The organism is Pedobacter anseongensis (assembly GCF_037482965.1).
GTDB classification, from domain to species: Bacteria; Bacteroidota; Bacteroidia; order Sphingobacteriales; family Sphingobacteriaceae; genus Pedobacter; species Pedobacter anseongensis.
In genome coordinates this window covers 1,159,655-1,185,473 of sequence record NZ_JBBHKB010000001.1, presented here as the reverse complement: position 1 = coordinate 1,185,473, position 25,819 = coordinate 1,159,655, and the positions used below count along the sequence as shown (strand labels likewise).

The window sequence follows — 25,819 nt, the reverse complement described above, 5'->3', positions numbered from 1 at the left end:
ACTACCAATTCATTTCTCTTTTAAGGTAGGCCGTTAATTCGCCTGCAATTTCTTTTTGCTCGGCTAATGAGGGATGACTACCACAGCCTTTGGTCGATTGTTTCGTAAAGAAATATGAACCTATATTTTTTTCACCCTGCGCTATTAGCGTTGCCTTTACTGCAGAAATGTATTTTACTAAGGCTGTTTTTAACGTTTTATCGGCCATCGGACTAGTCAAAAAAATCAGTTTAGCTTTTGGATAATAGCCACGTAATGTTTTTGCAAATTTAACATAAGCCGAACAAAATTGGGTCGAGTCCTGTACCCCATCATTCTGCCCTAAACATACCGTAACTACGTCGGGTTGGTATTTAGTAAAATCCCATTTTAGTTCATTTTTTGCCATGTTTATTTTATCAAATACTTGAGGCATAAGAATTTTCTTATCGCAACAACTATGAATTAGACCGATGCCTGAAACTGCAGATAAATGATACTGTGCATTCAAACTTCGGGCGGTAGTGGGACCATATGCCAGATAGGCATTGTGCTGATCATACCATTGAGAGCCCTTAGTGCCGCAATTTATTTCACTTTCATCACTTCCAAAGCCACAGGTAATCGAATCGCCAATGAACTCCATTTTTCGCTTTTGTTTGCCCGGAGGCGGCACTAATTTTTCGCAACTGATCCCTACTATTTCTACATAGCCATTCTCGAATTCGGTGTTTTTGCAAATGATAATCGTATGTTCACCTTTTGCCAAGCCGTTGGCAAGGGTAATTTTATTTTCTTTATTTTTTAGCTGAATGCGGTAGGCGGGTTGGTTATCCACTTTTATTTGAAGATAGTTATGTACAGTTCCATAAATTACCTCATCGTTAATTAGTAGTTCGCATGATGAGCCACTAATTTTAAAGATTAGATATGCCCCAGATGCCCACATTTTTGGCTTTAGTGGATTAGAGAAGTCTACACGGCCAATGTATTGGATTTTCGAATCGTTGGCAGGGTAAAAGGCGACGTTGTTTTTTAGGGCAAAACTTGTGTTTACCGCAAAAAGTAAAAATAAAATAGCGTAAAATTTTTTCATTGTTTTTCTTAACCTTCTATTTGGATGCCTAGAATTCCTATCGCACCCAATACTTTGTGCTCTTCGCGTTTTTTGCGGTTACCGAAATCGCTTTAAACAAAAACCCTATTCCCCGAAAGATTTTCCCTAAACTCCTTCGGAGTGCATCCTTTCTTCTTTTTAAATATTCTGTTAAAATTAGAGATGTTGTTAAATCCGCAATTGTAGGCAACCTCGGCAACCGATTCGGTGGTGTCAATTAGTTTTCTGGAAGCATGACCAAGGCGTATTTCAATTAAACTATCAATAAAACTAATACCCGTTCTGCTCTTAAAAAATCGACTAAACGAGACCTCGGTCATACTTGCAATTCTCGAAACTTCGGCCAAACTTACTTGCTTATCGAAATTCACATTAATGTATTCCATCACTTTTTCTACCCGCCTACTATTATACGAAAACTCGGCATTGCTAAATGTCGAGTCGGAAAGGGTTCGCATATTCCGCGAAGTCGATAAGTCGTGCAAAATCGACATCAGTTCTAAAACCGAGTCGAAGCCATGTTTTTTGTTTAATTTTATTAATCTCGGACCGATATTGGCCGCCGTTTCGCTCGAAAATAAAATCCCGCATTTCGATTTTTCGAACAATTCTCGAATTACTCGAAGTTGATTGCGGCGCAAAAATTTCTCGTCGAACAAATCCTTATGAAATTGTATGGTTACTTCATGAATTTCCTTGCCACTTAATTTATGTGTTTCCCAAACATGGGGTAGGTTAGAACCAACAAGTACCAATTCGATATCGCCAATTTCTTCGATGTGATCGCCAACAACCCTCCGCGCACCACTTGCGTTCGAGATAAAATTTAATTCCATTTCCTCATGATAATGCATTGGGAAATCGAAATCTCGCTTTTTTCGCTCGAAAATGGTAAAACAATCGCTATTAGTGAGCGGAGTAATTTCTTTTATTATATTTGATTGCACAATAAATGAATAAATAATATCAATTAATAGGATAAAATAATATCAATCCTCAAATATAGAGGATGACAAGCTAATTTGCTAATTAAAATACTTTAAACGAAGTTAAATAGACGTTAATGGAGAGTTATCAAATGTTAAAGCGATAAAAATATTATAAATGGATAAAATAGTATTATTTAGTGCATAGAAGTGAACGCTACTTTTGATTAAACCAAATATTATATGCTTATGCTTAATAAACTCTCTACTAAGTTATTTGTGCTAATTGTATGTCTGTTTTCTTTTGCCAATACCTTTGCCCAAGACAAGCGGATAGCAGGAAAAGTTTCGGATGAAGCTGGAATGGCACTTGCAGGTGTTTCTATTACCATAAAAGACACCAAGATCAGCACAGTTACCGACGGTAATGGAAATTTCTCTATAAGTGTGCCGGCCAATAGCACGACCATTGTTTTCAGATTTTTAGGAATGGAAAGCCAAGAAGTTTCCATTGGCAATAAAATCGTGTTTAACATTACTTTAAATGCAAGCAACACCACACTATCTGACGTCGTAATCGTAGGTTATGGAACCATACGTAAGTCGGATTTAACAGGTTCGGTAGCGAGAATAGGCCGAGACGACTTGTTAAAAGACCAGCCTACTAATGTATTGCAAGCACTGCAAGGCAAAATAGCAGGTGTAAATGTAACGCAAAATGACGGTGCCCCAGGTGCGGGACTAAGTATTCGTGTACGTGGCTCAAACTCGTTTTTAGGCGGAACAGAGCCACTTTATGTAATTGATGGTGTGCCTTTTAATAATTCTAGTTCAGGCTCCACGCCTATTTCTATAGGGGATGATGAAAAGCAAACTTTAAATGCAATGTCGTTCCTAAACCCGAACGATATCGAAACCATTGATATTTTAAAAGACGCTTCGGCTACCGCCATCTACGGTTCTCGTGGAGCGAATGGTGTAGTATTAATCACCACCAGAAAAGGAAAGAATGGAAAAGATAGAGTGGAAGCAAATTTTAACTACGGAATTGCTGAAGTTTCTAGACGAATGGATGTACTAAATCCTTCTGAATACGCAGCCTACCAAAATTTAGCCTACGCAAATTCTAATAAATACACGGGAACTGCTTATAATATGCCTTATCCAGGAGCACAAGTGCCAGACCCATTAAACCCAGGAAAAACCTATTATTCGAGAGGGCCAGAAGATTTTATTGGAGATAAAAATAGTTGGCAAGATCAGATCTTTAGAAACGGCGCATATCAAAATTATAGTGTAAACGTAGCTGGAGGAAGCGATGTAGGTAGCCATAGTCTAACTTTTAGCTATTTAGATCAGGATGGGACCATTTCAAATTCAGACTATAGCCGATTTGGATTAGGTTTAAACTTAAATCGGAACATTAGCAAAACGTTTAAGGTAGGCACAAGCACATCATTTGCGAACTCGATTACGAATGGGGTGAAAACTGGAACCGACAAGTCGGATGCTGCAAGTGCAGGGGTAATTCGATCGGCCATTACGTTCCCGTCTACTTTAACAGAGCGTATCGTGTACGATGGAGTTGGAGATGCTTTCATTACTAATCCTTATGTGTACGTAAATGATGTATTAAACCGAGTAAAAGGATTAAATATTTTTTCTTCTAGTTACCTAGAAGCTACTTTTTTGAAAGATTTTAAATTCAGACAAAATATCGGATTTAGCTCGGCAACCAGCACCAGAGATCAATATTATCCACGAAGTGTTTACGAGGGCTTTGCGGTGAAGGGATGGGGATTAAAGTCTGATAACGTGTGGAATAGTGGAGTTGCCGAAAGTATCTTAACCTATACTAAAAAGGCAGAAAAACACAGCATCAACCTAATGGGTGGGGCAACGTTCGAGCGTACCAACGGACAGAGCAAAAGAGCAGAAGCAAAAACTTTTGCAAACGATGCCCTCGAGAACGAAAATTTAGCCGCTGGCGAAGTTGTTCTTCCAATTATTTCTTCACGCTACCAATCTACCTTAATTTCCTTTTTAGGGAGAGCAAATTACAGTTTCGATGATCGTTACCTGTTAACCGTTTCCTTCCGTCAAGATGGCTCGAGCAAGTTTGGTAAGGATAACAAATGGGCAGGTTTCCCATCAGCCGCTGTGGCATGGAAAATATCAAACGAAAACTTCTTGAAAAATGTAAAACAAATTAGCGATTTAAAGTTGCGCTTTAGTTATGGTGAAACCGGTAACCAGGGTATTGGTTCGTATGCATCTTTGGCCAAGTTGAGCGTATATAATTATCCCTTTGGAGGGGCCGTACAAACGGGTATCGCCAACGATTTATATGCGGGTCCGGCCAACGAGAAATTAAGATGGGAAACGACCAGTGCCTATAACTTAGGCCTCGATTTAGGCATGTTTAATAATCGATTAACTTTTACTATAGAGGCGTACAAAAAAATAACCGACGATTTGCTTCAAAACCTTATCATTCCATCGTCTACCGGCTTCCAAACCAAATTGGTTAACTCGGGTTCGGTAGAAAACAAAGGATTGGAAGCAACTTTAGGAGCAACAATTATAAAGGGCAAAGATTTTGAATGGAACGCGAATGCGAACATTGCCTTTAACCGCAATAAAATTTTAAGCTTAAGCCCCGATGTAACGGAGCAATATGGACGTAATATCTCTACGGGCGATGCACCGTTTATACAGACCATAGGGAAGCCAATTGGTGCTTTATATGGTTATGTAGAGGATGGATATTACGATAACGAAGCTGAAGTTAGAAATGACCCTGCCTATACAAATTTAGGTACGCCAATTATTTTAAGAGCCATTGGCGAGATCAAATACAAGAACTTCGATGCTGATCCAACCAATATTTCTCAAACCGATCGTACTTTTATAGGGGATGTAAACCCCGATTATACTTTTGGTTTTACCAATAACTTTAAATATAAACGCTTAGATTTAAGTATATTTATTAATGGCGTACAAGGTAACGACATCATTAACATGAACACCCGATTTAATGGAAACTTGGGAACCAATAAAAACATAACGCAAGAAATGGCCGATGGCGCTTGGGCCGAGGGTAATGATAATAGCAATGCTACGGGCCCTAAAATTATGCGTCAATTCTTCAGAAATCTGTTATTTAGCAGGAGATTTATTGAGGATGGTAGTTTTGTGCGGATTAAAAATATAACCTTAGGGTATAATGTTCCGCTAAAATCTAAAACTATTTCGGCGTTAAAAGTTTCGCTAGGGGTAAATAACCTATTTACATTTACCAACTACTCGGGATATGACCCTGAGATAAATAGCTATGGCGATAACCCCGCCTTGTTTGGGGTCGATTTAGGGGGCTATCCAAACTCGAGAACTTTTAATCTTTCTTTACGCGCCAATTTTTAACCTTACTAGAAATTATATCATGAACACGATTTCAAAATATTTTATAGCAGTTGTTACAGGTTGTAGCTTGTTAGGCCTCAGCTCTTGTAAAAAAGCATTAGAAGAAACACCTTACTCATTTTATTCGCCCGAAAACTTTTATAAAAACGAAAGTGACGCAAAGGCTGCCATAAACGGGGTATATAGCGAATTATATACTTACGATTTATACTTACAACCCTTTTGGAATATTACCATTCTAGATGATGATCATGTATCTGGAGCCGACTGGTTTTTAGGCACTACAGGAGCAGGAAATCCACAAGCATATTTCGGTTGGGATAGACCATGGGTAGGCTGTTATGCCATTATTGCCAGGGCAAGTACAGTAATCGAGAATGTAGCTAAAATTGAAAATATGAATGCCGACACCAAGCAACGGATTATTGGCGAAGCGTATTTTTTAAGAGGATGGTCGTATTTCCAATTGGTGCAATTGTATGGAGGCGTGCCCATTCGTACCGCTTCTCTTTCGGCTGATAATCCCGAAGCCAATGTACCAAGAGCCACAGTGAAAGAAAGTTATGAGCAAGTAATAGCCGACCTAAAAGCCGCAGAAACGATGTTGTTCCCGGTAGGTGATGCACGAAGCGGAGAGGTAGGACGAGTGAACCAAGGGGTTGCTAAGGCCTTCCTTGCCAAAACGTACCTAACAATGGCTTCTGGCGCATTGGCGAATGCAAACCTCCAAGTGCGTGGCGGAATGGACAATGGAGTATATACCTATGCAAAAGCTGTAGTTGCAGGTTTAGAAGGTTTAGATTCGAAAGCTTACTATACTTTAGCAAGAGATAAAGCGCTAGAAGTTATAAATAGCAACCTTTATGCCTTAACACCTGATTGGAAAACGTTATGGAGCAAAGCCGGACGTAACAATAAGGAGCAGATGTGGGAATTGCAATCTTTAGCCGGTACCGCATTTATGAACAATTTAGGGGTGTACTTCTCGGCTCGCTCTACCTTTGGTGTTGGGGCAGTTTGGATGACGAATAATCACTACAACGATTATGAGGATGCTGATAAAAGAGTATTAGACGGCGTAACACATAATTATACTACGCTACAAGGAACAAATATATTTTATCCATTTGCACAAGCTGCATTGTATAAAACGGTAAATGGTGTGAATTATAATAACACAAATACGACCACTGCAGAACGAGCGTATATCATTAAATATAGCGATGTAGCCGATCCAAATGTGGCATTGAGTGATGCATTTTATCCGCTGTTACGTTATTCGGAAGTTATTTTAATGGTGGCCGAAGCCGAAAATGAAATTAATGGTCCAAATGTAAATGCCTATACCGCATTAAACACCATCCGTGCTAGGGTAAGTGCAAGTGATGCACCAACAGGCATGAGCCAAGAACAATTTAGAAGTTTTGTATTGGCCGAACGTGCGCGCGAATTTGCGCTAGAAGGCATCAGACGTTTCGACCTCCTTCGTTGGGGAATCTATCTTCCCGTAATGAACAAAATTACATCCGGACAGAATAGTATTTCTAAAATACGGTCCATAAAGAATCTTTTGCTCCCACTCCCGCTAAACGAACTCAACGCTAATACCGCCATCAAAGGAAACAATCCAGGTTGGTAAGCTAAACTAGAAAATTAAATCATATTCGATATGAACACAAATAGAATTTCAAAAATGGTACTGCTAATGATGAGCCTAACTTTGCTTATCATCGCTTCTTGTAAAAAAACAAGCACAGAGAATCAAGCTGCTCCAACCATTACCAGTGTAATTAATTTAACCGATAGGGGTACGCCGCTTTCTCAGGTAGATTATGGCGCTTGGATTATCATTAAAGGAGAAAATCTTGCCACTACCACCAAGGTAGATTTTAACGGAACCTTAGCCGCCGACTCGTTGCGCTATGCTACCGATGACGAAATAACCGTAAAAATCCCTTCTACACTGAAAGATCCAATCAACAATCCAATTACCGTAACCACTAAATATGGTACGGTAACCTACAACTTTAAAATTCTTCAACCTTTACCGCTAATTACTGGCTTTAATCCAGCTGCGGGTGCGCCGAATGATGAAATTACCATTAATGGCGATTACTTCAAAGGCGTAACCGAAGTACGATTCGATAACACAGTAGCTACAATTGTATCGAGTACGCAAACCGAAATTAAAGTTAAAATTCCTGCTGGCGTAACCTCTGGCTATATTTATGCAACTACTCCCGTGGGAACAGCAAAATCTGCTGATCCATTCGGATTAAAGGTGGTGATCTTTGACGACGCATTAGGAACCGTTGCAACATCAGGAACTGCATGGAGCAATACTTCATATAGTTCTACTTGGGATATGAATCAAAATGTAATCGTAAGAAGAGGTACCACTGCTATCGGACATAAATACTCGGTAGGCTTCGGGGCATTTAGAGTGAGAAGTATCCCTACATTTACCGTAGGTGAATCTACCATGTTAAAAATATCTATTTATGGAGGGCCAGGAACAGCAGGCAAAAAAGTAAGGATCTCGCTAACGCCAACAAAATCTACGTACCAATTAGTGCTAACCGAAGGGGTGTGGACAGACTATATTGTGCCGTTGGTTAATTTGGGAAGCCCAACAGTTATTGATTATATTACTTTCCAAGAGTTTAGCGGTTTTGCGGGTCAAATTTATATAGATGACATTGGGTTTTACTAAAGGCTTTTGAAAAACCTCGTAGGTTTAATAGCCAAACTAGCTAGTAACCTACGAGGTTGTATACCGATTAGTTAACCGATTAACCTAGAATAAATTGCCCTTGATAAATAAGCTAAGATGCGTTTAAAGACTTTAACTCTATTTTGCCTCCTACTATCGGCAAACGTGGCTCCAGCACAAGAACCAAAAACAAAAAACCTAGTCATCATCACCTTTGATGGTTATCGTTGGAAAGAACTTTTTGAAGGTGCAGATTCGTTGAATCTTTTTGGTAAAAAATTTACTAAACAAGACTCAACTTGGCGTGTAAAAAAATATTGGGGTAGCAATGTAAACGAACGTCGCGAAAAACTGATGCCTTTTATGTGGAATACTGTAGCTAAGAATGGCCAAATTTATGGCAATCGAAACTTCGGGAATCATGTCGAAGTGAAGAATAAATTCTGGTTCTCTTTTCCGGGGTATAATGAAATTTTTACAGGCTATCCCGATTCACTGATTAATTCGAACGCACATCCTGCAAACCATAATATTAACGTATTAGAGTTTTTAAATAAAAAACCGGCATTTAAAGATAAAGTAGCAACGTTTACCAGTTGGGATGCTTTTTATAAAATCTTAAATGCCGAGCGTTCGGGCTTTTCCATAAATTCGGGATACAACAACGTAAAGGGAGAAAAACTAAGCGATGTGCAAAAAGCGCTGAACGATTTAATGTGGTGGCTGCCCAAAGATTATGGTATGGGCGAACGGCACGATGGCATTACGTACGCTTTTGCCAAAGAATACGTAAAGTTAAATCACCCACGTGTATTGCAACTCAGCTTTATCGAAACCGATGCCTTGGCACACGATGGGCGGTACGATTTTTACCTGGATGCGGCTAATTATAACGATAAAATGATTGCCGATTTATGGCGTTATATGCAGAGCGATCCATTTTACAAAGATCAAACTACCTTTATTATTACCGAAGATCATGGCAGAGGTTATGGTGATAATTGGCAACATCATTACTATACGGTAGAACATAGCAACGAAATATTTTTTGCCGTAATGGGGCCAGATACCAAAGCCTTGGGCGAGATAAAACAAAAGCAAACTCTTTATCAAAATCAGGTTGCACAAACCATCGCATCGTTTTTGGGCGAGAAATTCGAAAATGGACACGAAACAGGAAAACCAATTAATGCCGTATTGCCCGTAAAGAAATAAACATGAAAGCCACCCGTATTTTTTATATCTCCATTCTTTTTTTAAGCATTTTAACGGCTAGGGCACAGCAATTAATAGATCCGCAGGCAACTAAAGAAACACAAGCTTTGTATAAAAACCTTCACCTATTGAGCAAGAGATATACACTTTTTGGGCACCAAGACGACCTGGCCTATGGCGTGAAATGGGACCATCGCGCTCATCCGATGAGCAGGTTAAAAACGAGTGCTCATCTGATGAGCGATATCAATATGGTAGTTGGCGATTTTCCGGCGGTTTATGGTTGGGACTTAGGGGGAATAGAGAAAAATTCACTTAAAAATATCGATGGCGTACCTTTCGCCAACATGAGGGAATATATTAAAGCAGGTTATCATCGCGGAGCTGTAATTACCTTAAGCTGGCATTTCGATAACCCCTTAACTGGTGGTTCTACCTGGGATACAACCCGACGAACGGTACATACTATTTTGCCAGGCGGTACGAAACACGAAATATTTAAAAGCTGGCTCGATCGTGCAGCAAGTTTTATCAGCACTTTAAAGGGTGCACATGGTGAGGCAATCCCTGTACTTTTCCGGCCTTTTCATGAGTTAAATGGCGATTGGTTTTGGTGGGGGAAAAACAAGGCAACGGCCGACGAATTTAAGGCGATTTGGAAATTCACCATCAACTACCTCAGAAATGAAAAAGGTTTACACAACCTCATTATCGTTTACAATACCAATAGTTTTGCCAATGAAACCGAATTTTTAGAGAAGTATCCAGGCGATGATCTAGCCGATGTGCTCAGTTTCGATAAGTACCAATTCACCAACAATAGTGAAGAATTTATCCGTTCTACACGAAAAGAATTAATTACAGTGGCACGTTTGGCAAATGAAAAAAACAAGCTTGCCGCCTTTGCCGAAACGGGTTACGAAGCGATACCTGATGCGAAATGGTGGACTAAAACCCTAGCGCCAATAATAAAAGGTATTCCCATTAGTTACGTGCTGGTTTGGCGTAATGCTGGCTATATGCCATCCATGAAAAAAATGCATTATTATGCACCGTATAAAGGGCAAGGCTCGGCAGCAGATTTTAAAAAGTTTTACCAAATTCCATCCATTCTTTTCGAAAAAACAACCAAGAAGAAAAATATTTACCAATAGCGAAAATGAACCTACAACTCATCGATATTTCAATTTTAATAGCCTACCTGGTTACCATGGTGCTTATTGGTATTTACATGCGTAATAAGGCCAAACAAGATAAGGAAAGCTATTTGCTAGGCGGCAAGAAATTGCCCTGGTATATGCTGGGGTTAAGTGATGCAAGCGATATGTTCGACATTAGCGGCACCATGTGGATGGTTGCACTTTGTTTTGTATATGGCTTAAAAAGCATTTGGATTCCATGGTTATGGCCTGTTTTTAATCAGGTATTTATGATGATGTTCTTATCGAAGTGGCTGCGGAGATCGAACGCGAACACAGGTGCGGAGTGGCTACAAACCCGATTTGGTTTAACAGGTAAAGGGGTTAGAGGTTCACACATGATTGTAATTGCTTTCGCACTGATTAGCTGTTTGGGCTTTTTAGCTTATGGTTTTGTGGGCTTAGGTAAATTTATGCAAGTATTTATACCATGGGATGTAGTTAAAGGCTATGTGCCTTTCGAAGTAGCCGAGAAATATGTGCCTCATTTTTATGGAATCGTATTTACGCTATTTGCCATGTTCTATTCTATTCTTGGTGGCCTGCATAGCATCGTTTTAGGTGATGCCATTAAGTATGCGATCATGACCATTGCCTGCATTTGTATTGGCGTAATTGCCGTTCGACATTTACAAGGACAAAAACTGAACGTACCTGAAGGTTGGAACGACCCATTTTTTAGCTGGCATTTGAACCTAGACTGGTCTAAAATTGCCGCAGATGCCAATAAGAAGATCGCAGACGATGGTTATAGTCTTTTTGGCTTATTCTTCATGATGATGTTGATGAAGGGCGTATTCGCCTCTTTGGCAGGTCCTGCGCCAAATTACGATATGCAAAAGGTGCTAAGCACGAGAAGTCCGAAAGAAGCGAGTAAGATGACCGGCTTTGTAAGCATCATTCTCCTTCCGATTCGCTATTCGATGATTACGGGGCTAACGGTTTTGGCACTTTTGTACTACAACCAATTGTATTTAAAAGGACCAGATGGGGTAACCGATTTTGAACGCATTTTACCCGCTACCATTAATAATTTTTTACCAGTTGGAGTGTTAGGCTTAGTGCTTACTGGCTTATTAGGTGCGTTTATGGGTACTTTTAGTGGCACCTTAAATGCAGCACAAGCTTACATTGTAAACGATATTTATTTAAAGTACGTAAACAAAACCGCCAGCAATAAAAAAGTAATGCGGATGAACTACCTATCGGGTGTAGTTGTGGTAATTGTAGGCGTGTTCTTTGGGTTTTTGGCAAAAGATGTGAACGACATTTTGCAGTGGATCGTTGGCGGCTTATATGGCGGATACGTAGCGGCAAACTGCCTAAAATGGTACTGGTGGCGCTTTAACGCCAATGGTTTTTTCTACGGTATGGCCGTAGGCATTGTTTCGGCATTGCTAATGCCATATGTAACCACTGGATTGCCGCTTTATTGGTGGCCTTTGCTATTTGTATTATCAATGGCAGGATGCATTGTTGGCACCTATGCTGCTCCGGCAACCGATGTTAACGTATTAAAATCGTTTTATAAAAATGTACGGCCATGGGGCTTTTGGAAACCGATACACGATCTTGTGGTAAAAGACGATCCTACTTTTGTGGGCAATAAAGCTTTTGTACTTGATATGAGTAATGTGGGCTTAGGGATTATCGCACAGTTGTGCCTTACCATTTTTCCGATGTACCTTATTATGGGCATGTATAAGCCCCTAGCAATAACAGTAGCACTATTAATCGTAATTGCTATTATTTTAAAAAGAACTTGGTGGAATAGATTAGAAGATTAAGAATAAAGATATGGAGACAAATTTCGAACAACGCATAGCCGATATGGCGATTAAACAAGAAGAACTTTTAAGAAAAAAAAATGAACCTTTAGCACATTTTAATGGACTCTATAATCGATATAAAAATCCAGTCTTAACCGCGGCCCATGTTCCATACACTTGGAAATATGATCTTAACCCAGAAACCAATCCGTTCTTAATGGAGCGGTTTGGTATTAATGCAGCGCTAAATGCAGGTGCAATAAAATGGAATGATAAGTATTTATTAATGGCTCGTGTAGAAGGGGTAGATCGTAAATCGTTTTTTGCTATAGCAGAGAGCCCAAACGGAATAGACAACTTTAGATTTTGGGATTATCCGATTACAGTACCAGAAACTAGCGATCCTGATACTAATGTGTACGATATACGCTTGGTAGCCCACGAAGATGGCTGGGTGTATGGCTTATTTTGTACTGAAAGAAGAGACCCTTCGGCGAGCGACGGCGACCAGTCGGCCGCTATAGCCCAATGTGGTATTATTCGTTCTAAAGACTTGCTTACTTGGGAGCGTTTAGCCGATTTAAAGACACCATCGCCTCAGCAGCGAAATGTGGTTTTACATCCAGAGTTTGTGCAGGGTAACTATGCCTTTTATACCCGTCCACAAGATGGATTTGTGGAAGCTGGAAATGGAGGTGGTATTGGCTTTGGCTTATCTTCGAGTATTGAAAATGCTACGATTACAAAGGAGGTGGTAATCGATAAAAAAAAATACCACACCGTTTACGAAGCAAAAAACGGCTTAGGTCCGGCCCCCATAAAAACAGAAAAGGGTTGGCTGCATTTAGCACACGGTGTTCGAAATACGGCTGCCGGCTTGCGCTATGTATTGTATTTGTTCTTAACCGATTTGATGGATCTTACTAAGGTTACGCATAAACCAGCTGGCTATTTTATAGCTCCCGAGGGCGATGAGCGTGTAGGTGATGTGTCGAACGTGGTTTTTAGCAACGGGTGGATTGCAGAGCCTGATGGAACGGTTTATGTGTATTACGCATCGTCTGATACGAGAATGCATGTTGCGACGACTTCTATTAATCAATTGTTAGATTATGTGATAAATAATCCTGCAGATGGATTTCGCTCGGCCACCTCGGTACAAACCGTTACTCAAATTATCGATAACAATAAAAAATTAAGAGAGTCAGAACCTACCTTTGTAGGGAGCCAAAATTGGTTGTCATCGGATGACGAAAAACATCTTTAGTCGCCATCGGATGACGGAGGGAGATTTATGAATGCGATTAAAGTTCAACTCGAAAAATATAAACTAGCACTCGACCTAGAATTGACCAGCTTACTGAGCTGGTGGAAAACGAATACCATCGATGAAGAACAGGGTGGCTTTTTTGGTGAGGTAAGCAATGATAACCAAGCTTTACGGGGTGAACCAAAAGGCATTGTACTGAACAGCAGAATTCTTTGGACCTTTTCTGCTGCTTTTCTGCTTAAAGGGCGGCTCGAAGATTTGGCAATTGCAAAACGTGCTTTCGAGTATATGGTCGATTATTTTTATGATTTGCCAAACGGCGGATTTTACTGGTCGCTAAGTGCGGATGGGAAAATGTTAGCAGGCAAAAAGCAAATCTACGGGCAAGCATTTGCCATTTATGGATTAGCCGAATATTTTAAGGCCACGGGCGATGAAAAAGCACTCGAACTCGCAAAAGAAACATTTCAGCTCATCGAAAAACATAGCTTTGATCCCCTTCATTTAGGGTACATCGAGGCCTTCGATCAAACTTGGCAAAGCCTAGCCGATTTGCGCTTGAGTGATAAAGATTTGAATGCCGAAAAATCGATGAATACGCACTTGCATATCGTAGAGGCGTATGCAAATTTATATGGAATTTGGAAAGACGAGCGATTGGCTAAAGCAATTAAAGATTTGCTCTTTGTATTCAAAAAACACATTATTATCGGGAGTAGTTTAAGTTTGTTTTTTTCGACTGCTTGGCAGCCGCTATCTGCCATAGTTTCTTTTGGGCACGATATTGAAGCGGCCTGGCTATTACAAGAATGCGCAGAAATTTTAGCCGATGAGGAAGAAATTGCATTCTTTAAATCAATCGCTCTGCAAATTACAGACGCAACGATTAAAGGAGTAGATGGAGATGGGGGGATGTATTATGAGTATGATGCAAGTACACACCATTTGGTTGACGAAAAGCATTGGTGGCCACAAGCAGAAGCCATGGTGGGGTTCTTTAATGCCTTTCAACTTACAGGGAACAGTGAATACTTAACGAAATCAATCAAAACCTGGTCCTTTATTTTTACAAAATTGAGAGACCATGATAACGGTGAGTGGTTTTGGGGAATTTATCGTAACGGTACATTAATGGATGAAAATAAAGGCGGTTTTTGGAAATGTCCCTACCATAATGGCAGAGCATGTATGGAGATTTTAAAACGCGCTACTTCACTTCAAACGTAAAAGTGGTTTTTCCCGGTATTCCATTTTCAGATAATCCATTAATTACACCAACATACGTCCCTTTCAGATCTGAAGTAAAGAAACTAAATGCGCCTTTTCCTTTTGCATCTGTTTTAACGGATGGCGACCAGTACAAAACATTTCTAAAATCTGGTAAACGGCTATTCAGTTGCAGGTCTGTTTCATAAGTTGGGTGATAAAATTCGCGCTGTAATTGCAGCCCTTCATAATCTAGCACCACCGCATTCGGGTTAATGTAACTCGTGCCAAAATTGGGTTTGTAGCTGGTAAAGTTTAAAATTCCGTCGAACACCGCTGGTCCATAATAGTATTGGTCTCGTACCACCTCTAATTTTTTTACTTTTTTGGGGTCAATCTCCATCACTTTATTCATGTTAAAGTAAGGCACGCCATCGAGTAATACCAGCGGACTTTCTTCTAGGTAATCTACGCCCCCTAAAATCTTTATACGATAATCTTTTTGGGCTTTAGAAATAAGAACCTCAGAAACATACTCCCGCAGTACATCTTCCATAATTGGGAATCGGGTATAATCGTCGAGTTTATAGGTCTTAAACGGTTTGCCAAAAAAGGTTGTTGTATCTACTTCTTGCGCATTGAATTTCTTTAGTTGATTGGCAAAATAGGTGTTTTGAACCTGCATACTTAAGCTATGGTTTTGCAATTCCTTAAGCAAGTTCGATTTAAGGCTAAGCTCTGGATAATCAAAGGTGCTAAATCGTTCAGAAAATGGACTTTTAATATCAATAATCGAAGTCGTATCTACCCGCGTGTCGGTTTGTACCACAATTTCATTCGCGCCATAAAAATCTTTGGTATTAAAAACAAATCGACCCAGTGTGTCGGTAGCAGAAGTATAGAATTGTAATCGATTACCCGGCACGCCCAAATATACATTTGCGTTTATTCTTGGCATTCCATTTACACCTTTTAATGTACCATTGATCAAATGCCCTTGCGCATCAGGTAAAAATTTTATCAATGCAGCCCTGTTGTTGATCACATCCGCCCATGCAAATCTTCTCCATCCCTGTGTAATTAAGAGGTTATCTAGGGCGCTATTTGTTTCTTTATCGGGGTTAAGAAAATAATAAGCGGGCGATTCTATACTTCCTTTAAGTTCAGAACTTAACCATAAATAGCTTAAAATATCGTTTTGATCCATTCCTTGCAAAGAGTCGAGTTTTCTGATGGAAACCGAGAGATCAGCATTTTCTGTAGCGTTTGTTTCATTCTTCAATTGAAGGTTAACCGTTATCTTTTTGCGAATGCCATATTTAGAAAAATCGGTTGTGCTTTCAATTTTTAACTGTTGTGTAGGTTGCTTAAAATATAAGCGCTCACTTACGGCTTGGCCATATTCATTGAATACCGTTAAATGCGAAATTCCATCATTCAGCTTTGTTTTTTCGATTTTAAAGACGGCTTTTCCATTACTTACTGTTCCGGCCTCGGCTGCTAAGGTTTTTTCGCCATTGTGTGCAAATAAGTAAACCTGATCTGCTTTAACATTTGTGCCTACAGTTAAGGTTAAAAAATCAGCATCATTGTCTGTTAACGTGATATTATAGCCTTGTTTTCTTGCTGTAGGTAAGTCTTTAATGATGATTTCTTTTTTAGTAACGCCAGCAATGGCCTTATAGGAGCTGTTGGGCATAGGCGTAAAAGAAAATTTGCCCATTCCAAATTTTAAGGATTGAAAGCGAGCAACTGTGTCGTTTTTTTGATTGATGATTACACCGTTTAAATCGATTCCTTTACCCTCTAAACCTACTACTTTAAAACCCACACTATTTGCAATGCCTTCTACTAAATCTCCTCCTTCTGGAAAGAATTGTACATCGTGTGCTGCTGTTTTCTTTTTTGGCTCTGGCGCAATAAGCGTATTGATTAAGGTGATTGATTTTTCGAAAAATTGGTCTGAACCAAAGTTCTGCATCCATTTGGTATAGGCACGAAATTTATAAGTCGCGCTTGTGATTGTTGTTGGAATAATTAACGACCCACTGCCAAGTCCGTTTTTAAGCTCAATTTTGGCTTGTACAATAGCCGTGTTATTTTGATCTACGATTTCTACATAGGCAACTTTGCTCAAATCTACTTTCTTATTGGTTAATGCGTCTACGTTATACACTTTTAGCCAAAGGAGTTCACCCGCCAAGTAGGTTTCTTTATCGGTTTGGACGAACATTTTTTCTTGAAATGTGCCTTGATACGCCTTGAAAGCATTTTGCACTTTTTCTAAAACTTGAGCTTTAACGGTCGACTGAACGACGATTAATAAACTTACTAAAATTATTTTTTGATAAATACGCTTCATATATCAACTTATTATTGCCAAAAATCAGGTTTTTTATTGGTGCCCCTTAGGGTACAGTCGGCACAAAATCTGCCCGAAGTATAAAAGGTAGCACCAGGCCCGGGACCATAGTCGATCGGAATATTTTCCCCCGATGCAAAAAAACCTGCATACTCTTCGGGTCTTTTTACTTCAACAATATGTTGTTCTGTACACGATGAGCCTCTAATCAAGAAAAAAGATGTTGGGATTTCGTTTTTAGAAATAAATATTCTCTTTTTCTGAACGGTGCCAGCGCCAATGTATCCAATTACCGATTCATATGGTCTGTTAACATTGTGTATATTTCCCTTTATTTCTGAAGGTTGTGCATCGAAAATAGAGCCTAAATTCTCCGTATTCTTTTTTAACTCTTCATAAAACTGATAGGCTTCTTTGGTAATGGCGTATTGCTTTACCAAAATACTATACTTTTCACCTAATCGTTCGGCATGATGATCGAGCAGTGTAATTGGACTTTGGAAAACAACATCGTTTTGGAGCTTAGCAGTAGATCCTATTAATACCGTACTCGAGCTGGCATTGCCCCAACATTGATAGATATTATTATTTCTACTAACTATCTTAGCGCCATCCCACATTAAGTGCGACTCAAAGGCTGCCCTAAAAATCCAAGTATCTGTATATTCCCATCGGTAATAGCGGGTTTTGTTGCTGGCATCGTGCGTGTTTACATAAACTTGAAGACCATTATCAACAACCTTCCAGTTTACTTCATCAATTGCTGGCGATTCTTTAACCTCAACAAGGTCTGATTGGTACTCGCTATTTTGGGCCGTTTTAATTTTTAATCTGTATTTTTTTTGTGCATTCAGTTGCAGCGAAGCAACTGCATAAATCCCTTTTCCTATTTCGGGTAGTAAGAAAACTTCGTTGGTTTCGCTTACCACGCTAACTGTTGCACCAACTTCGGGTTTTAAAGCTTTTTGATCGGCTAACAATACGCTTCGATTTAATTTTATGAGGGTAGAATCGGCGCCTGTATTAATAAAGCCCTCAACAATCAACAGGTTGTTGTTCGATTCATTAATTTCAGGGTTAAATGAATCCTTGCAGCTTTGTAATCCAGCAACAGCGCATATCAAAAATAGTAAAGGATAGACTTTTCTTCTCATCTGTTTATAATCTTGCATTTAGTGCTAAGATGTTCATGGTTAATGTTAAGGCCAAAATGCCGGTTTCCTATTCGTTCCCCTAAGGGTACAGTCTACACAAAATCTGCTCGCTCCAGTTCCTAAATCCACAGGGATATTAAAGCCACCCTCAAAATAAGCTTTTGCATCTTGGGGCTTAATTTCTACTGGTTCAATACAATCGTCTGTTCTGGGGATAATAAAAGTGGGGGGTAATGATGTTCTGTCTATATAAATTCTTTTTTCCGTAGTAGTGCCAATACTTACGAAGCCTAAAACGGGTTCAGCCGAGTTTGCAATATTGTGGATGTTTCCCTTAAGTTGGGAGGGTTGTGAATCAAAGATAGAACCCAAACTCTCTGTGTTTTTTTGTAATTCGCCCCAAAATTGATAAGCTTCTTTTGTTAATACATATTGTTTCACTATGATGCTATATTTTTCAGTAAATTTTTCGGAGCCAGATTGTACGAAGGTTATTGGGTTTTCGAAAATAACATCATTAGCTAGCTTTGCTGTAGAGCCTAGAAGAATGTTCGATGAGATTTCATTTCCCCAGCATTTAAAAATTCCTTCATTGAGTAGGCTTCTTGGTACCACAGCAACACCATTCCATTTAAAAAGGGATTCGAAAGCAGAATAAAATATCCAAGTTTCGACATATTCCCACCTGTAATAATTGCTGTTTTTTGTGTCATCATGTGTATTTAAAGAAATATTAACGCGGTTCCCATCTACTTTCCAATTTAATTGATCAATAGGCGGAGCAACTTTAACCTCGACAAAATCAGACAGATAGGTTTCATCTTTTAACGTCTTAATCCTTAAACGATATTTTTTTGCTTTGTTAAGATTTAATCCGACAGAAATGTAACTGCCGCTGCTTTTTTCTGCAAGCGCTATGGTTTCATTACTTTCGCTTTCTACGGTAACTGTTGCGCCTATTTCTGGTTTTGAGGTTTGTTCTTCTGAAACATTAGTGGTTCTACTCAGTTTAATGATGGTAGAATCCGAGCCCGAATTAATCAGCCCTTCAACCACAAGTACGTTGCTGCTAATGTCTTTGATCGCAGGTGAAAACGGTTTTTTGCAGCCCTCAAAAATTAGGAGAATAGCGAGTAGAAAGAGTAATATTTTAAACCTGTTTTTCATTTTTTTAAAACTTGATGTTATAATTAATGAATGGTATGGGAGCTGCAAAAATTGACAGTTTATATCCACTAATTACACCCCCCTCTTGCGTGAAATAAGTTGAGTAGGCATTTTTCCTCCCCGTTAGGTTATAAATACCGATGGTAAACGAGTTGTGGGTGCGTTGATTAACCTTATGATTTCCATCGATATTAAAGGAGATATCCGAACGGAAATAGTCTGGGATGCGGTATGCATTTCTATCCGAGTAATACACTCTTTCACTACCAGCATAATAATATTTAGCAACAGGAAGCGTAATAGGCCTGCCAGTGCTATACGTTAAGTTTAAGGATAGGTTATAGCGGTGCTTAAATTTGTAATTTCCCGTAAAATTGAAGGCATGCGGTTTATCGTAATTGGCAGGATAAAATTCGCCTCTATTTACTAATGTGCCATTTGCAGAATTATCCATTTTTAACAGGGTACGAGAAAAGGCATAACTCATCCATCCATTCAGTTTTCCGACGTTCTTTTTTACAAAAAGCTCTATGCCGTAGGCTTTGCCTTTTGTACTGATCACATCCGTTTCGATGTGGTGGTTAAGCACCAAAGTGGCTCCACTTTTATAATCTAAATAATCTTTTAGGTTTTTGTAATACACCTCTACTGAGGTTTCATAGGTCGACGATTCGAAATTCTTGTAGAGGCCCAGCGAAACCTGATCTCCAAACTGAGGCTTAATGTTAGGGTCGCTTAATTTCCACACATCAGTAGGGGCAATAGCAGTGGTATTGGATAGTAAATGGATATATTGGCGAAGTGTATTGTAGGCTGCTTTAATAGCTAGGTTGGGTTTTAAATTATACCTACCCGATATTCTTATTTCGGGGCCTTGATACGTATTAATCACCTTGTTTTTAGCGTAGGTGGTGGTGTTGATTAAGTTGGTTTCTACAATAGGCAATCCTGGAGCGTATTCGTTAATTGTTTTTGGGCCCAAATAATTATAGTACGAGTAGCGTAATCCCGCAGTTACCGAAAATTCGTCTGTGATATCGAATTGATCACCAATGAACAGCGCACTTTCTAATGCTTGCTCTGTAGGCACTAAATTTGGTGTAATCAAGGATTCGGTTCCTACAGGATTAAAATTCCCAGGTTTCAATTTATAGTAGATGGAGGAAAATCCATAGTTTAAAGTGTGTTTAGCATTTATGCTATGTGTAAATTCGTATTTAACACTAGATTGATTAATGTTAAAGTTAAGTTTATAGGCATTTACCGGATTAACCTCGCTTTGAATGTTATAATCATAACGATCATTAGCAAACGTAAGGGCGCTATTTAATTTTTCGTTAAAGGTATGTTTCCATTTAATCGATCCATTTTTATTGCTATAATTATAGCTGGTATCGCTATTTAATTTAAAATTATCCTTACTATAATAACCCGTAAGGTTAAGTTCGTTTTTATCATTAATTTTATGGCTTATTCCCAAATTGCCGTCATAAAAAGAAGCTCGGCTATTTTTATAGGCATCTGGCAATAATTTCAACAACCAATCAGAATAGGTCCCTCTAGCGCCAAAAATAAATGAGGTTCGGCCACTATCAATTGGCCCTTCAATGTTAAACCTGCTGGTAAGCAATCCAATACCAGCACTTCCCGTAACTTTATTCTTATCGCCATCCCTATTGGTTACTTCGAGCACGGAGGCTAAACGACCGCCAAATTTTTCTGGAATTGTACTTTTATAAAGCTGAACATCTTTTACAATCTCTGGATTAAATGCAGAAAAGAATCCAAAAAAGTGAGAGGGATTGTAAATGGTAGCATCGTTTAAAAGGATAAGATTTTGGTCTGCAGATCCGCCACGAACATTGAATCCCGTGCTCGCTTCGCCCACCGATTGAACACCCGGTAAGGTTAACACCACTCTCAATACATCGGCCTCGCCAAAAACAGAGGGTACACGTTTAATGGCTTTAATATCTAACCTATTTACACCCATTTCCAAGCTTTTGGTGTTGGATATTTTGTCAGAAGTAATATTCACTTCTTTTAAAGAAATATAATTCTCCTTTAAATCAATATTTAATCTGCCATCTGCATAAAGCATAATTTGGCGTTTAGAGTCTCTATTTCCAGCTTTGACCATTAAAGTATGAGCGCCATAAGGTAAGCTTAATGAATAAAGACCGGCTTCGTTTGTTTTGGCACTATATTTTAAATTGCTAGTGGTAATGCTTGCGCCCTGAAGTGGGTCGCCAGTGGTTAAATCTCTAACGTAACCTGCAATTGTAGCGGTTCCCTTTTTTAACACGTTGGTTTTAATGCCGATTTCGTAGATTTTATTCGGCGTAACCGCATCCAAAATCTTATCTTGTTGATCAATTGTGGCGATGCGTGTTGGTTTTTGTCCGGCTGAAGGTTGTTCGCTATCTGGATAATAACTTTGAGCAAGCGCAATATCGATAACCTTGTTCTTGGTTAAAAAAACGTTAGTGTTATGGATTAGAAAACTAACCGTTGTATTTTCAAATACTTTTTCTAATACCGTATTTAGTGGTTTCTGGTTAACGTTAACCGTAACCCTAATGCTATCCATGCTTTTTAAATCATAGTAAAAATGAACACCGCTTTTAGCTTCTAATTCGCTCACAATAGTAGCTATTGTGGCTTGCTTAAAATCTACGCTAAGCAATTGATTAGTTTGGCTTTGGGCAAAAAGGGTAGTGAAATTTAGCAAAAGAAAGCAAAAGATGCTGAAACAAGTTAAACGCATATTAATGGGATGAGCTTTCATAATATTTAGCTAAAAGTATCATTGCCTCCTCGGGCTTTTTCTTAAAATTAATCTTATTGTCTTTCAAGTGTTTCTTGAATTCGTTTTTTTGTGCTTTAAAAAGATTCATGAAAGAACTTTCGTTGCTAATTACAGCATATTTAGTTCCATTTTCTAAGTAATACGTTGTTTTCGGAACAAAATAATAGCCTACTTCTTTGCTATTTAATGTTAATTGCAGTTTTTTCATCCGTTTAGCTAGAATTTTCAATCGTCCATCATAAAGTACATCAAAAAAGCCAGGCTTAATTACGCTTTTGGTGGTATCGATTACGTTGATATATTTAAAATGATGATTTTTAAGATAGAAATCTGAAACTTTCTGGCTAATTAGGCTAAACATAGTTGATGTGTTTAGCAAAGAAATAACTTTATCCTCGTATATATTATACATCAAAGGGATGTTGTTAAATGGAATATTTTCATAAATTACATTACCCATAACAAAGGTAGAATCGTCTTCGAAATTTGCAGATCCTACAACGCTAGCGCCATAATTTTTAAATGAAGGGCCATTAAAAAGCCTTGATTGCTGTTTAATGTGGGCGTTGAAAAACCACTCTGCTTTTTCGATAGGTGTATTTAGGGCGCTATCTAACTTAGGTGTTTGCGCATGGGCAATGCTTAAGCATGCGATATTGAGGTAAAAGACCCTTATTAAGAGTTTTCCTATTCCATTCATAAAGATAGTTAAAGATAGTTTATGACTAAAGTACAAAATATATCATAAACTACAACATTAGTTGGCGACTAATATAGCGGCAGGTTTTCTATAATCGAAAATCTTTTGATAAATTAGCTGAAAGGTAAACCGTAAGTCTTCCCATGGTAAGTCAATTTGCAGAAAAAGGCTATAAAAGTATTTTTAACCACAGTCAGGCGGCAATGCTTATTGTTTCGCCAGACGAAGACTATATCATGATCGATGTTAATGAGGCCTACTTATTAGGCACCAATACTACTCGAGAAGATTTGGTAGGCAAATCTGTTTTTACCGTGTTTCCCGGGAATCCAACCGATGAGGTGTCTAAAAACATAGAAATGACCTATTTTTCGTTTGAACAGGCCATAAGGACGAAAAAACCACATACCATGAGCAATTATAGGTATGATATTCCCATTAGGGGAACAACTAAGTTTGAAGAACGGTATTGGACCACCACAAATACCCCTATTTTAGACGATAAAGGTGAGGTAATTTATTTTATTCATTCTCCGACCGATGTAACCGAAATCTACAAATTAAAAGAACGTGAGCAGGCAGGCGTAGAGGCACTTAAAAATCAGCGCAAGCAGCTGTATGCAACGTTTATGCAGGCACCGGTTGGCATTGCTATTTTTAGGGGGCCTGAATATATCGTCGACTTAATTAATCCTCCGCTATGCGAAATCTACAATAAAACGGTAGATGAGATGCTTGGAAAGTCGGTTTTCGATGTGCTTCATCATGCTCGTGGGTTAGGTTACGAGCAACTGCTCGATGAGGTTCGCCTTACTGGTGTTCCTTTTAAAGCACAAGCATCAGCAGCGCCCTTAATGCGAAATGGCGTGCTCGAAACGGCATATTTGAATTTTGTTTACGAACCTTTTTTCGAAGATGATGGTTCAATAAGCGGCGTAATTGCGGTGGTTACTGAAGTTACCGATGAGGTAGTGGCAAAACAGCATATTGAAGAAGCCGAAGAACGTGCCCGACTAGCGGTTGATGCAGTGGGTTTAGGAACATTTGATTTAAATCTATTAACCGGAGAAATTTCTACCTCCACGCTTTTTGCTAACATTTTTGGTTTCGAAAAGCCTGTATCTAGAAGCGAATACATTAACGTTTTTCATGAAGACGATTTAGAACTACGACTTAGGGCGCATGAGGAAGCGATAAAAACCGGCGTTTTATTTTACGAGGCAAGGATAATCTGGCCCAACAAGTCTATTCATTGGGGTAGGGTTGAAGGGAAGGTAATTTATAATAAGGCTGCTGAAGCCACCCGAATTTTAGGTACGTTGATCGACATTACAGAGAAAAGACAAGCTAGAGAAGAGCAGCAAAAACTACTCACCTTGGTGGCCAATAGTGTAGACCTGATGTCTATTTTAGGGCTTGATGGCATCAACTCGTACATAAACGAAGCGGGGAAAAAAATGCTTGGCCTTACCACCGACGAAGAGGTGCTAACTACCCCAATTTCACAATTGCATGCTCCTGAAGATTTTGATCTGGTACAGAACGAAGTTTTACCTACAGTGATGAGTAAAGGCCAGTGGGCGGGGCGAATGTTGGTAAAACACCTGCAAACTGGAGAGGTTTTTCCTGTATTTAACAATTGCATCCGCATAAACGACCCGATTACAGGAGAAATAATTGGGATTGGTGCGGTAATGCGCGATCAACGACCCGAATTGGCGGCAAAGCAAGCTTTGGCCGATAGCGAACAATTGTTGCGAAACATTACTACGGCAGCGCCCACGGGTTTATGGATGAGTAATGAAATCGGTTTGCTTACTTATGTTAACCAGACCTGGGTAGATTGGGTGGGCTTATCGTACGAAACGCAATTGGGCGTTGGATGGTTAGAGTCGGTTTTAGACAATGATAGGGAGAAGGTTAGGCAAAAATTTCTACGTGCAAACGTGAATCAACAGGTATTTGAGGTAGAGTTTCGCATTGTTCATGTAGACGGTACCATTCACTGGTGTGTAGCTACCGGCAAGCCACAGTATGACAAAAACGAAGATTTTAAAGGGTATATTGGCGCTTGCGTAGACATTACCGAGCAAAAGCATTTGCAGCAACAAAAAGACGATTTTATTGGCATCGCCAGTCACGAATTAAAAACCCCAGTAACAAGTATAAAGGCCTATACACAGATTTTAGAGCGCATGTTGCTCAAAAAAGGGGAAGAAAAGGAGGCAGGAATGATTAGTAAAATGGATGCCCAAATTAATCGCCTTACCAGTTTAATCGGCGATTTGCTCGATGTAACTAAAATAAACTCGGGCAAGTTGCAATTTAACGATCGCGACTTCGATTTTAATGAATTGGTTACAGAACTTGTTGAAGATTTACAACGCACTACCGAACAGCACGAGCTGATAGAAAACTATGAAAATATCGGGATTGTTTATGGCGACAAGGAGCGGATTGGGCAGGTGATTACGAATTTGATTAGTAATGCCATTAAATACTCGCCAGGGGCCGAAAAAATTATTATCCATAGTAAGCGTAATGAGAGTGAAGTAATCTTATGTGTAGAAGATTTTGGAGTAGGCATAGCTGAAGATAAACTGAATCATGTTTTTGAACAGTTTTATAGGGTAAGTGGCGATATGCAGCATACGTTTCCGGGCCTGGGCTTAGGCTTGTACATCTCGGCCGAAATTATTAAGCGCGAGCATGGGCGGATTTGGGTAAATAGTACACCAGGTAAAGGGTCTACATTTTGTTTTGCTTTACCGTTAAAGAAGAAAATAGTCAAGTCACGCTAAGCAGGTGAG

The 25,819-nt window shown here is 39.2% G+C and carries 16 protein-coding genes; 9 read left to right on the top strand and 7 right to left on the bottom strand.

Annotated elements, in window-relative coordinates; translation table 11 throughout:
- Nucleotide 1 precedes the first annotated feature (1 nt).
- Both WG904_RS05225 and WG904_RS05220 read right to left on the bottom strand, forming a co-directional pair.
- Nucleotides 2-1,075 carry an SGNH/GDSL hydrolase family protein gene (locus tag WG904_RS05225; protein WP_339578237.1) on the bottom strand — a complete coding sequence of 358 codons (1,074 nt, stop codon included), beginning with the start codon at nucleotides 1,073-1,075 and terminating at the stop codon, nucleotides 2-4.
- 92 nt (nucleotides 1,076-1,167) lie between these two features.
- Nucleotides 1,168-2,043 carry a helix-turn-helix domain-containing protein gene (locus WG904_RS05220; RefSeq protein WP_339578236.1) on the bottom strand — a complete coding sequence of 292 codons (876 nt, stop codon included), beginning with the start codon at nucleotides 2,041-2,043 and terminating at the stop codon, nucleotides 1,168-1,170.
- Nucleotides 2,044-2,271: 228 nt separating this feature from the next.
- On the opposite strand from WG904_RS05220, the gene WG904_RS05215 reads away from it, so the two are divergent.
- The 8 genes from WG904_RS05215 (at nucleotide 2,272) to WG904_RS05180 (ending at nucleotide 14,838) form a co-directional block, all read left to right on the top strand.
- Nucleotides 2,272-5,445 carry a SusC/RagA family TonB-linked outer membrane protein gene (locus tag WG904_RS05215; protein WP_339578235.1) on the top strand — a complete coding sequence of 1,058 codons (3,174 nt, stop codon included), beginning with the start codon at nucleotides 2,272-2,274 and terminating at the stop codon, nucleotides 5,443-5,445.
- A gap of 19 nt (nucleotides 5,446-5,464) precedes the next feature.
- Nucleotides 5,465-7,084: a RagB/SusD family nutrient uptake outer membrane protein gene (locus WG904_RS05210; protein ID WP_339578234.1), complete on the top strand. Its 1,620-nt coding sequence runs from the start codon at nucleotides 5,465-5,467 to the stop codon at nucleotides 7,082-7,084.
- Nucleotides 7,085-7,114: 30 nt separating this feature from the next.
- Nucleotides 7,115-8,158, top strand: a complete 1,044-nt coding sequence (locus WG904_RS05205) for an IPT/TIG domain-containing protein (RefSeq protein WP_339578233.1) — start codon at nucleotides 7,115-7,117, stop codon at nucleotides 8,156-8,158.
- 117 nt (nucleotides 8,159-8,275) lie between these two features.
- Nucleotides 8,276-9,373 (top strand): alkaline phosphatase family protein, encoded by a 1,098-nt coding sequence (locus WG904_RS05200; RefSeq protein ID WP_339578232.1) that lies wholly within the window; start codon nucleotides 8,276-8,278, stop codon nucleotides 9,371-9,373.
- A gap of 2 nt (nucleotides 9,374-9,375) precedes the next feature.
- A complete protein-coding gene (locus tag WG904_RS05195) occupies nucleotides 9,376-10,527 on the top strand; it encodes a glycoside hydrolase family 26 protein (RefSeq protein ID WP_339578231.1) in 1,152 nt (383 codons plus the stop codon).
- A 5-nt stretch (nucleotides 10,528-10,532) separates the two neighbouring features.
- Entirely contained in the window at nucleotides 10,533-12,359 is a 1,827-nt protein-coding gene (locus tag WG904_RS05190) for a sodium:solute symporter family protein (protein ID WP_339578230.1), read from the top strand.
- Nucleotides 12,360-12,369: 10 nt separating this feature from the next.
- Nucleotides 12,370-13,608: a glycoside hydrolase family 130 protein gene (locus WG904_RS05185; protein WP_339578229.1), complete on the top strand. Its 1,239-nt coding sequence runs from the start codon at nucleotides 12,370-12,372 to the stop codon at nucleotides 13,606-13,608.
- Nucleotides 13,609-13,635: 27 nt separating this feature from the next.
- Complete coding sequence (locus tag WG904_RS05180) at nucleotides 13,636-14,838, top strand: AGE family epimerase/isomerase (protein ID WP_339578228.1); 1,203 nt, start codon at nucleotides 13,636-13,638, stop codon at nucleotides 14,836-14,838.
- Here the strand turns inward: WG904_RS05180 and WG904_RS05175 are convergent.
- Genes WG904_RS05175 through WG904_RS05155 form a run of 5 tightly spaced genes read right to left on the bottom strand, consistent with a single transcriptional unit; the run spans nucleotide 14,819 to nucleotide 23,009 of the window.
- Nucleotides 14,819-17,179, bottom strand: a complete 2,361-nt coding sequence (locus WG904_RS05175) for a hypothetical protein (protein WP_339578227.1) — start codon at nucleotides 17,177-17,179, stop codon at nucleotides 14,819-14,821. The genes WG904_RS05180 and WG904_RS05175 overlap by 20 nt on opposite strands.
- Nucleotides 17,180-17,190: 11 nt before the next feature.
- Complete coding sequence (locus WG904_RS05170) at nucleotides 17,191-18,333, bottom strand: DUF4249 domain-containing protein (RefSeq protein WP_339578226.1); 1,143 nt, start codon at nucleotides 18,331-18,333, stop codon at nucleotides 17,191-17,193.
- A gap of 45 nt (nucleotides 18,334-18,378) precedes the next feature.
- Complete coding sequence (locus WG904_RS05165) at nucleotides 18,379-19,500, bottom strand: DUF4249 domain-containing protein (RefSeq protein WP_339578225.1); 1,122 nt, start codon at nucleotides 19,498-19,500, stop codon at nucleotides 18,379-18,381.
- Nucleotides 19,501-19,504: 4 nt separating this feature from the next.
- On the bottom strand, nucleotides 19,505-22,288 hold the full coding sequence (locus tag WG904_RS05160) for a TonB-dependent receptor (RefSeq protein WP_339578224.1): 2,784 nt from the start codon (nucleotides 22,286-22,288) through the stop codon (nucleotides 19,505-19,507).
- Nucleotides 22,269-23,009, bottom strand: a complete 741-nt coding sequence (locus WG904_RS05155; protein WP_339578223.1) for a hypothetical protein — start codon at nucleotides 23,007-23,009, stop codon at nucleotides 22,269-22,271. Before WG904_RS05155 ends, WG904_RS05160 begins: the two co-directional genes overlap by 20 nt.
- Nucleotides 23,010-23,152: 143 nt before the next feature.
- On the opposite strand from WG904_RS05155, the gene WG904_RS05150 reads away from it, so the two are divergent.
- Nucleotides 23,153-25,810 (top strand): PAS domain S-box protein, encoded by a 2,658-nt coding sequence (locus tag WG904_RS05150; RefSeq protein WP_339578222.1) that lies wholly within the window; start codon nucleotides 23,153-23,155, stop codon nucleotides 25,808-25,810.
- Nucleotides 25,811-25,819: the final 9 nt, after the last annotated feature.

What these genes read in the sequence shown, in the direction of transcription:
- WG904_RS05160 (WP_339578224.1), bottom strand. Translation starts at nt 22,288, where the DNA reads ATGAAAGCTCATCCCATTAATATGCGTTTAACTTGTTTCAGCATCTTT.
- WG904_RS05150 (WP_339578222.1), top strand. Translation starts at nt 23,153, where the DNA reads ATGGTAAGTCAATTTGCAGAAAAAGGCTATAAAAGTATTTTTAACCAC.
- WG904_RS05175 (WP_339578227.1), bottom strand. Translation starts at nt 17,179, where the DNA reads ATGAAGCGTATTTATCAAAAAATAATTTTAGTAAGTTTATTAATCGTC.
- WG904_RS05170 (WP_339578226.1), bottom strand. Translation starts at nt 18,333, where the DNA reads ATGAGAAGAAAAGTCTATCCTTTACTATTTTTGATATGCGCTGTTGCT.
- WG904_RS05200 (WP_339578232.1), top strand. Translation starts at nt 8,276, where the DNA reads ATGCGTTTAAAGACTTTAACTCTATTTTGCCTCCTACTATCGGCAAAC.
- WG904_RS05155 (WP_339578223.1), bottom strand. Translation starts at nt 23,009, where the DNA reads ATGAATGGAATAGGAAAACTCTTAATAAGGGTCTTTTACCTCAATATC.
- WG904_RS05185 (WP_339578229.1), top strand. Translation starts at nt 12,370, where the DNA reads ATGGAGACAAATTTCGAACAACGCATAGCCGATATGGCGATTAAACAA.
- WG904_RS05210 (WP_339578234.1), top strand. Translation starts at nt 5,465, where the DNA reads ATGAACACGATTTCAAAATATTTTATAGCAGTTGTTACAGGTTGTAGC.
- WG904_RS05190 (WP_339578230.1), top strand. Translation starts at nt 10,533, where the DNA reads ATGAACCTACAACTCATCGATATTTCAATTTTAATAGCCTACCTGGTT.
- WG904_RS05225 (WP_339578237.1), bottom strand. Translation starts at nt 1,075, where the DNA reads ATGAAAAAATTTTACGCTATTTTATTTTTACTTTTTGCGGTAAACACA.
- WG904_RS05165 (WP_339578225.1), bottom strand. Translation starts at nt 19,500, where the DNA reads ATGAAAAACAGGTTTAAAATATTACTCTTTCTACTCGCTATTCTCCTA.
- WG904_RS05215 (WP_339578235.1), top strand. Translation starts at nt 2,272, where the DNA reads ATGCTTAATAAACTCTCTACTAAGTTATTTGTGCTAATTGTATGTCTG.
- WG904_RS05180 (WP_339578228.1), top strand. Translation starts at nt 13,636, where the DNA reads ATGAATGCGATTAAAGTTCAACTCGAAAAATATAAACTAGCACTCGAC.
- WG904_RS05195 (WP_339578231.1), top strand. Translation starts at nt 9,376, where the DNA reads ATGAAAGCCACCCGTATTTTTTATATCTCCATTCTTTTTTTAAGCATT.
- WG904_RS05205 (WP_339578233.1), top strand. Translation starts at nt 7,115, where the DNA reads ATGAACACAAATAGAATTTCAAAAATGGTACTGCTAATGATGAGCCTA.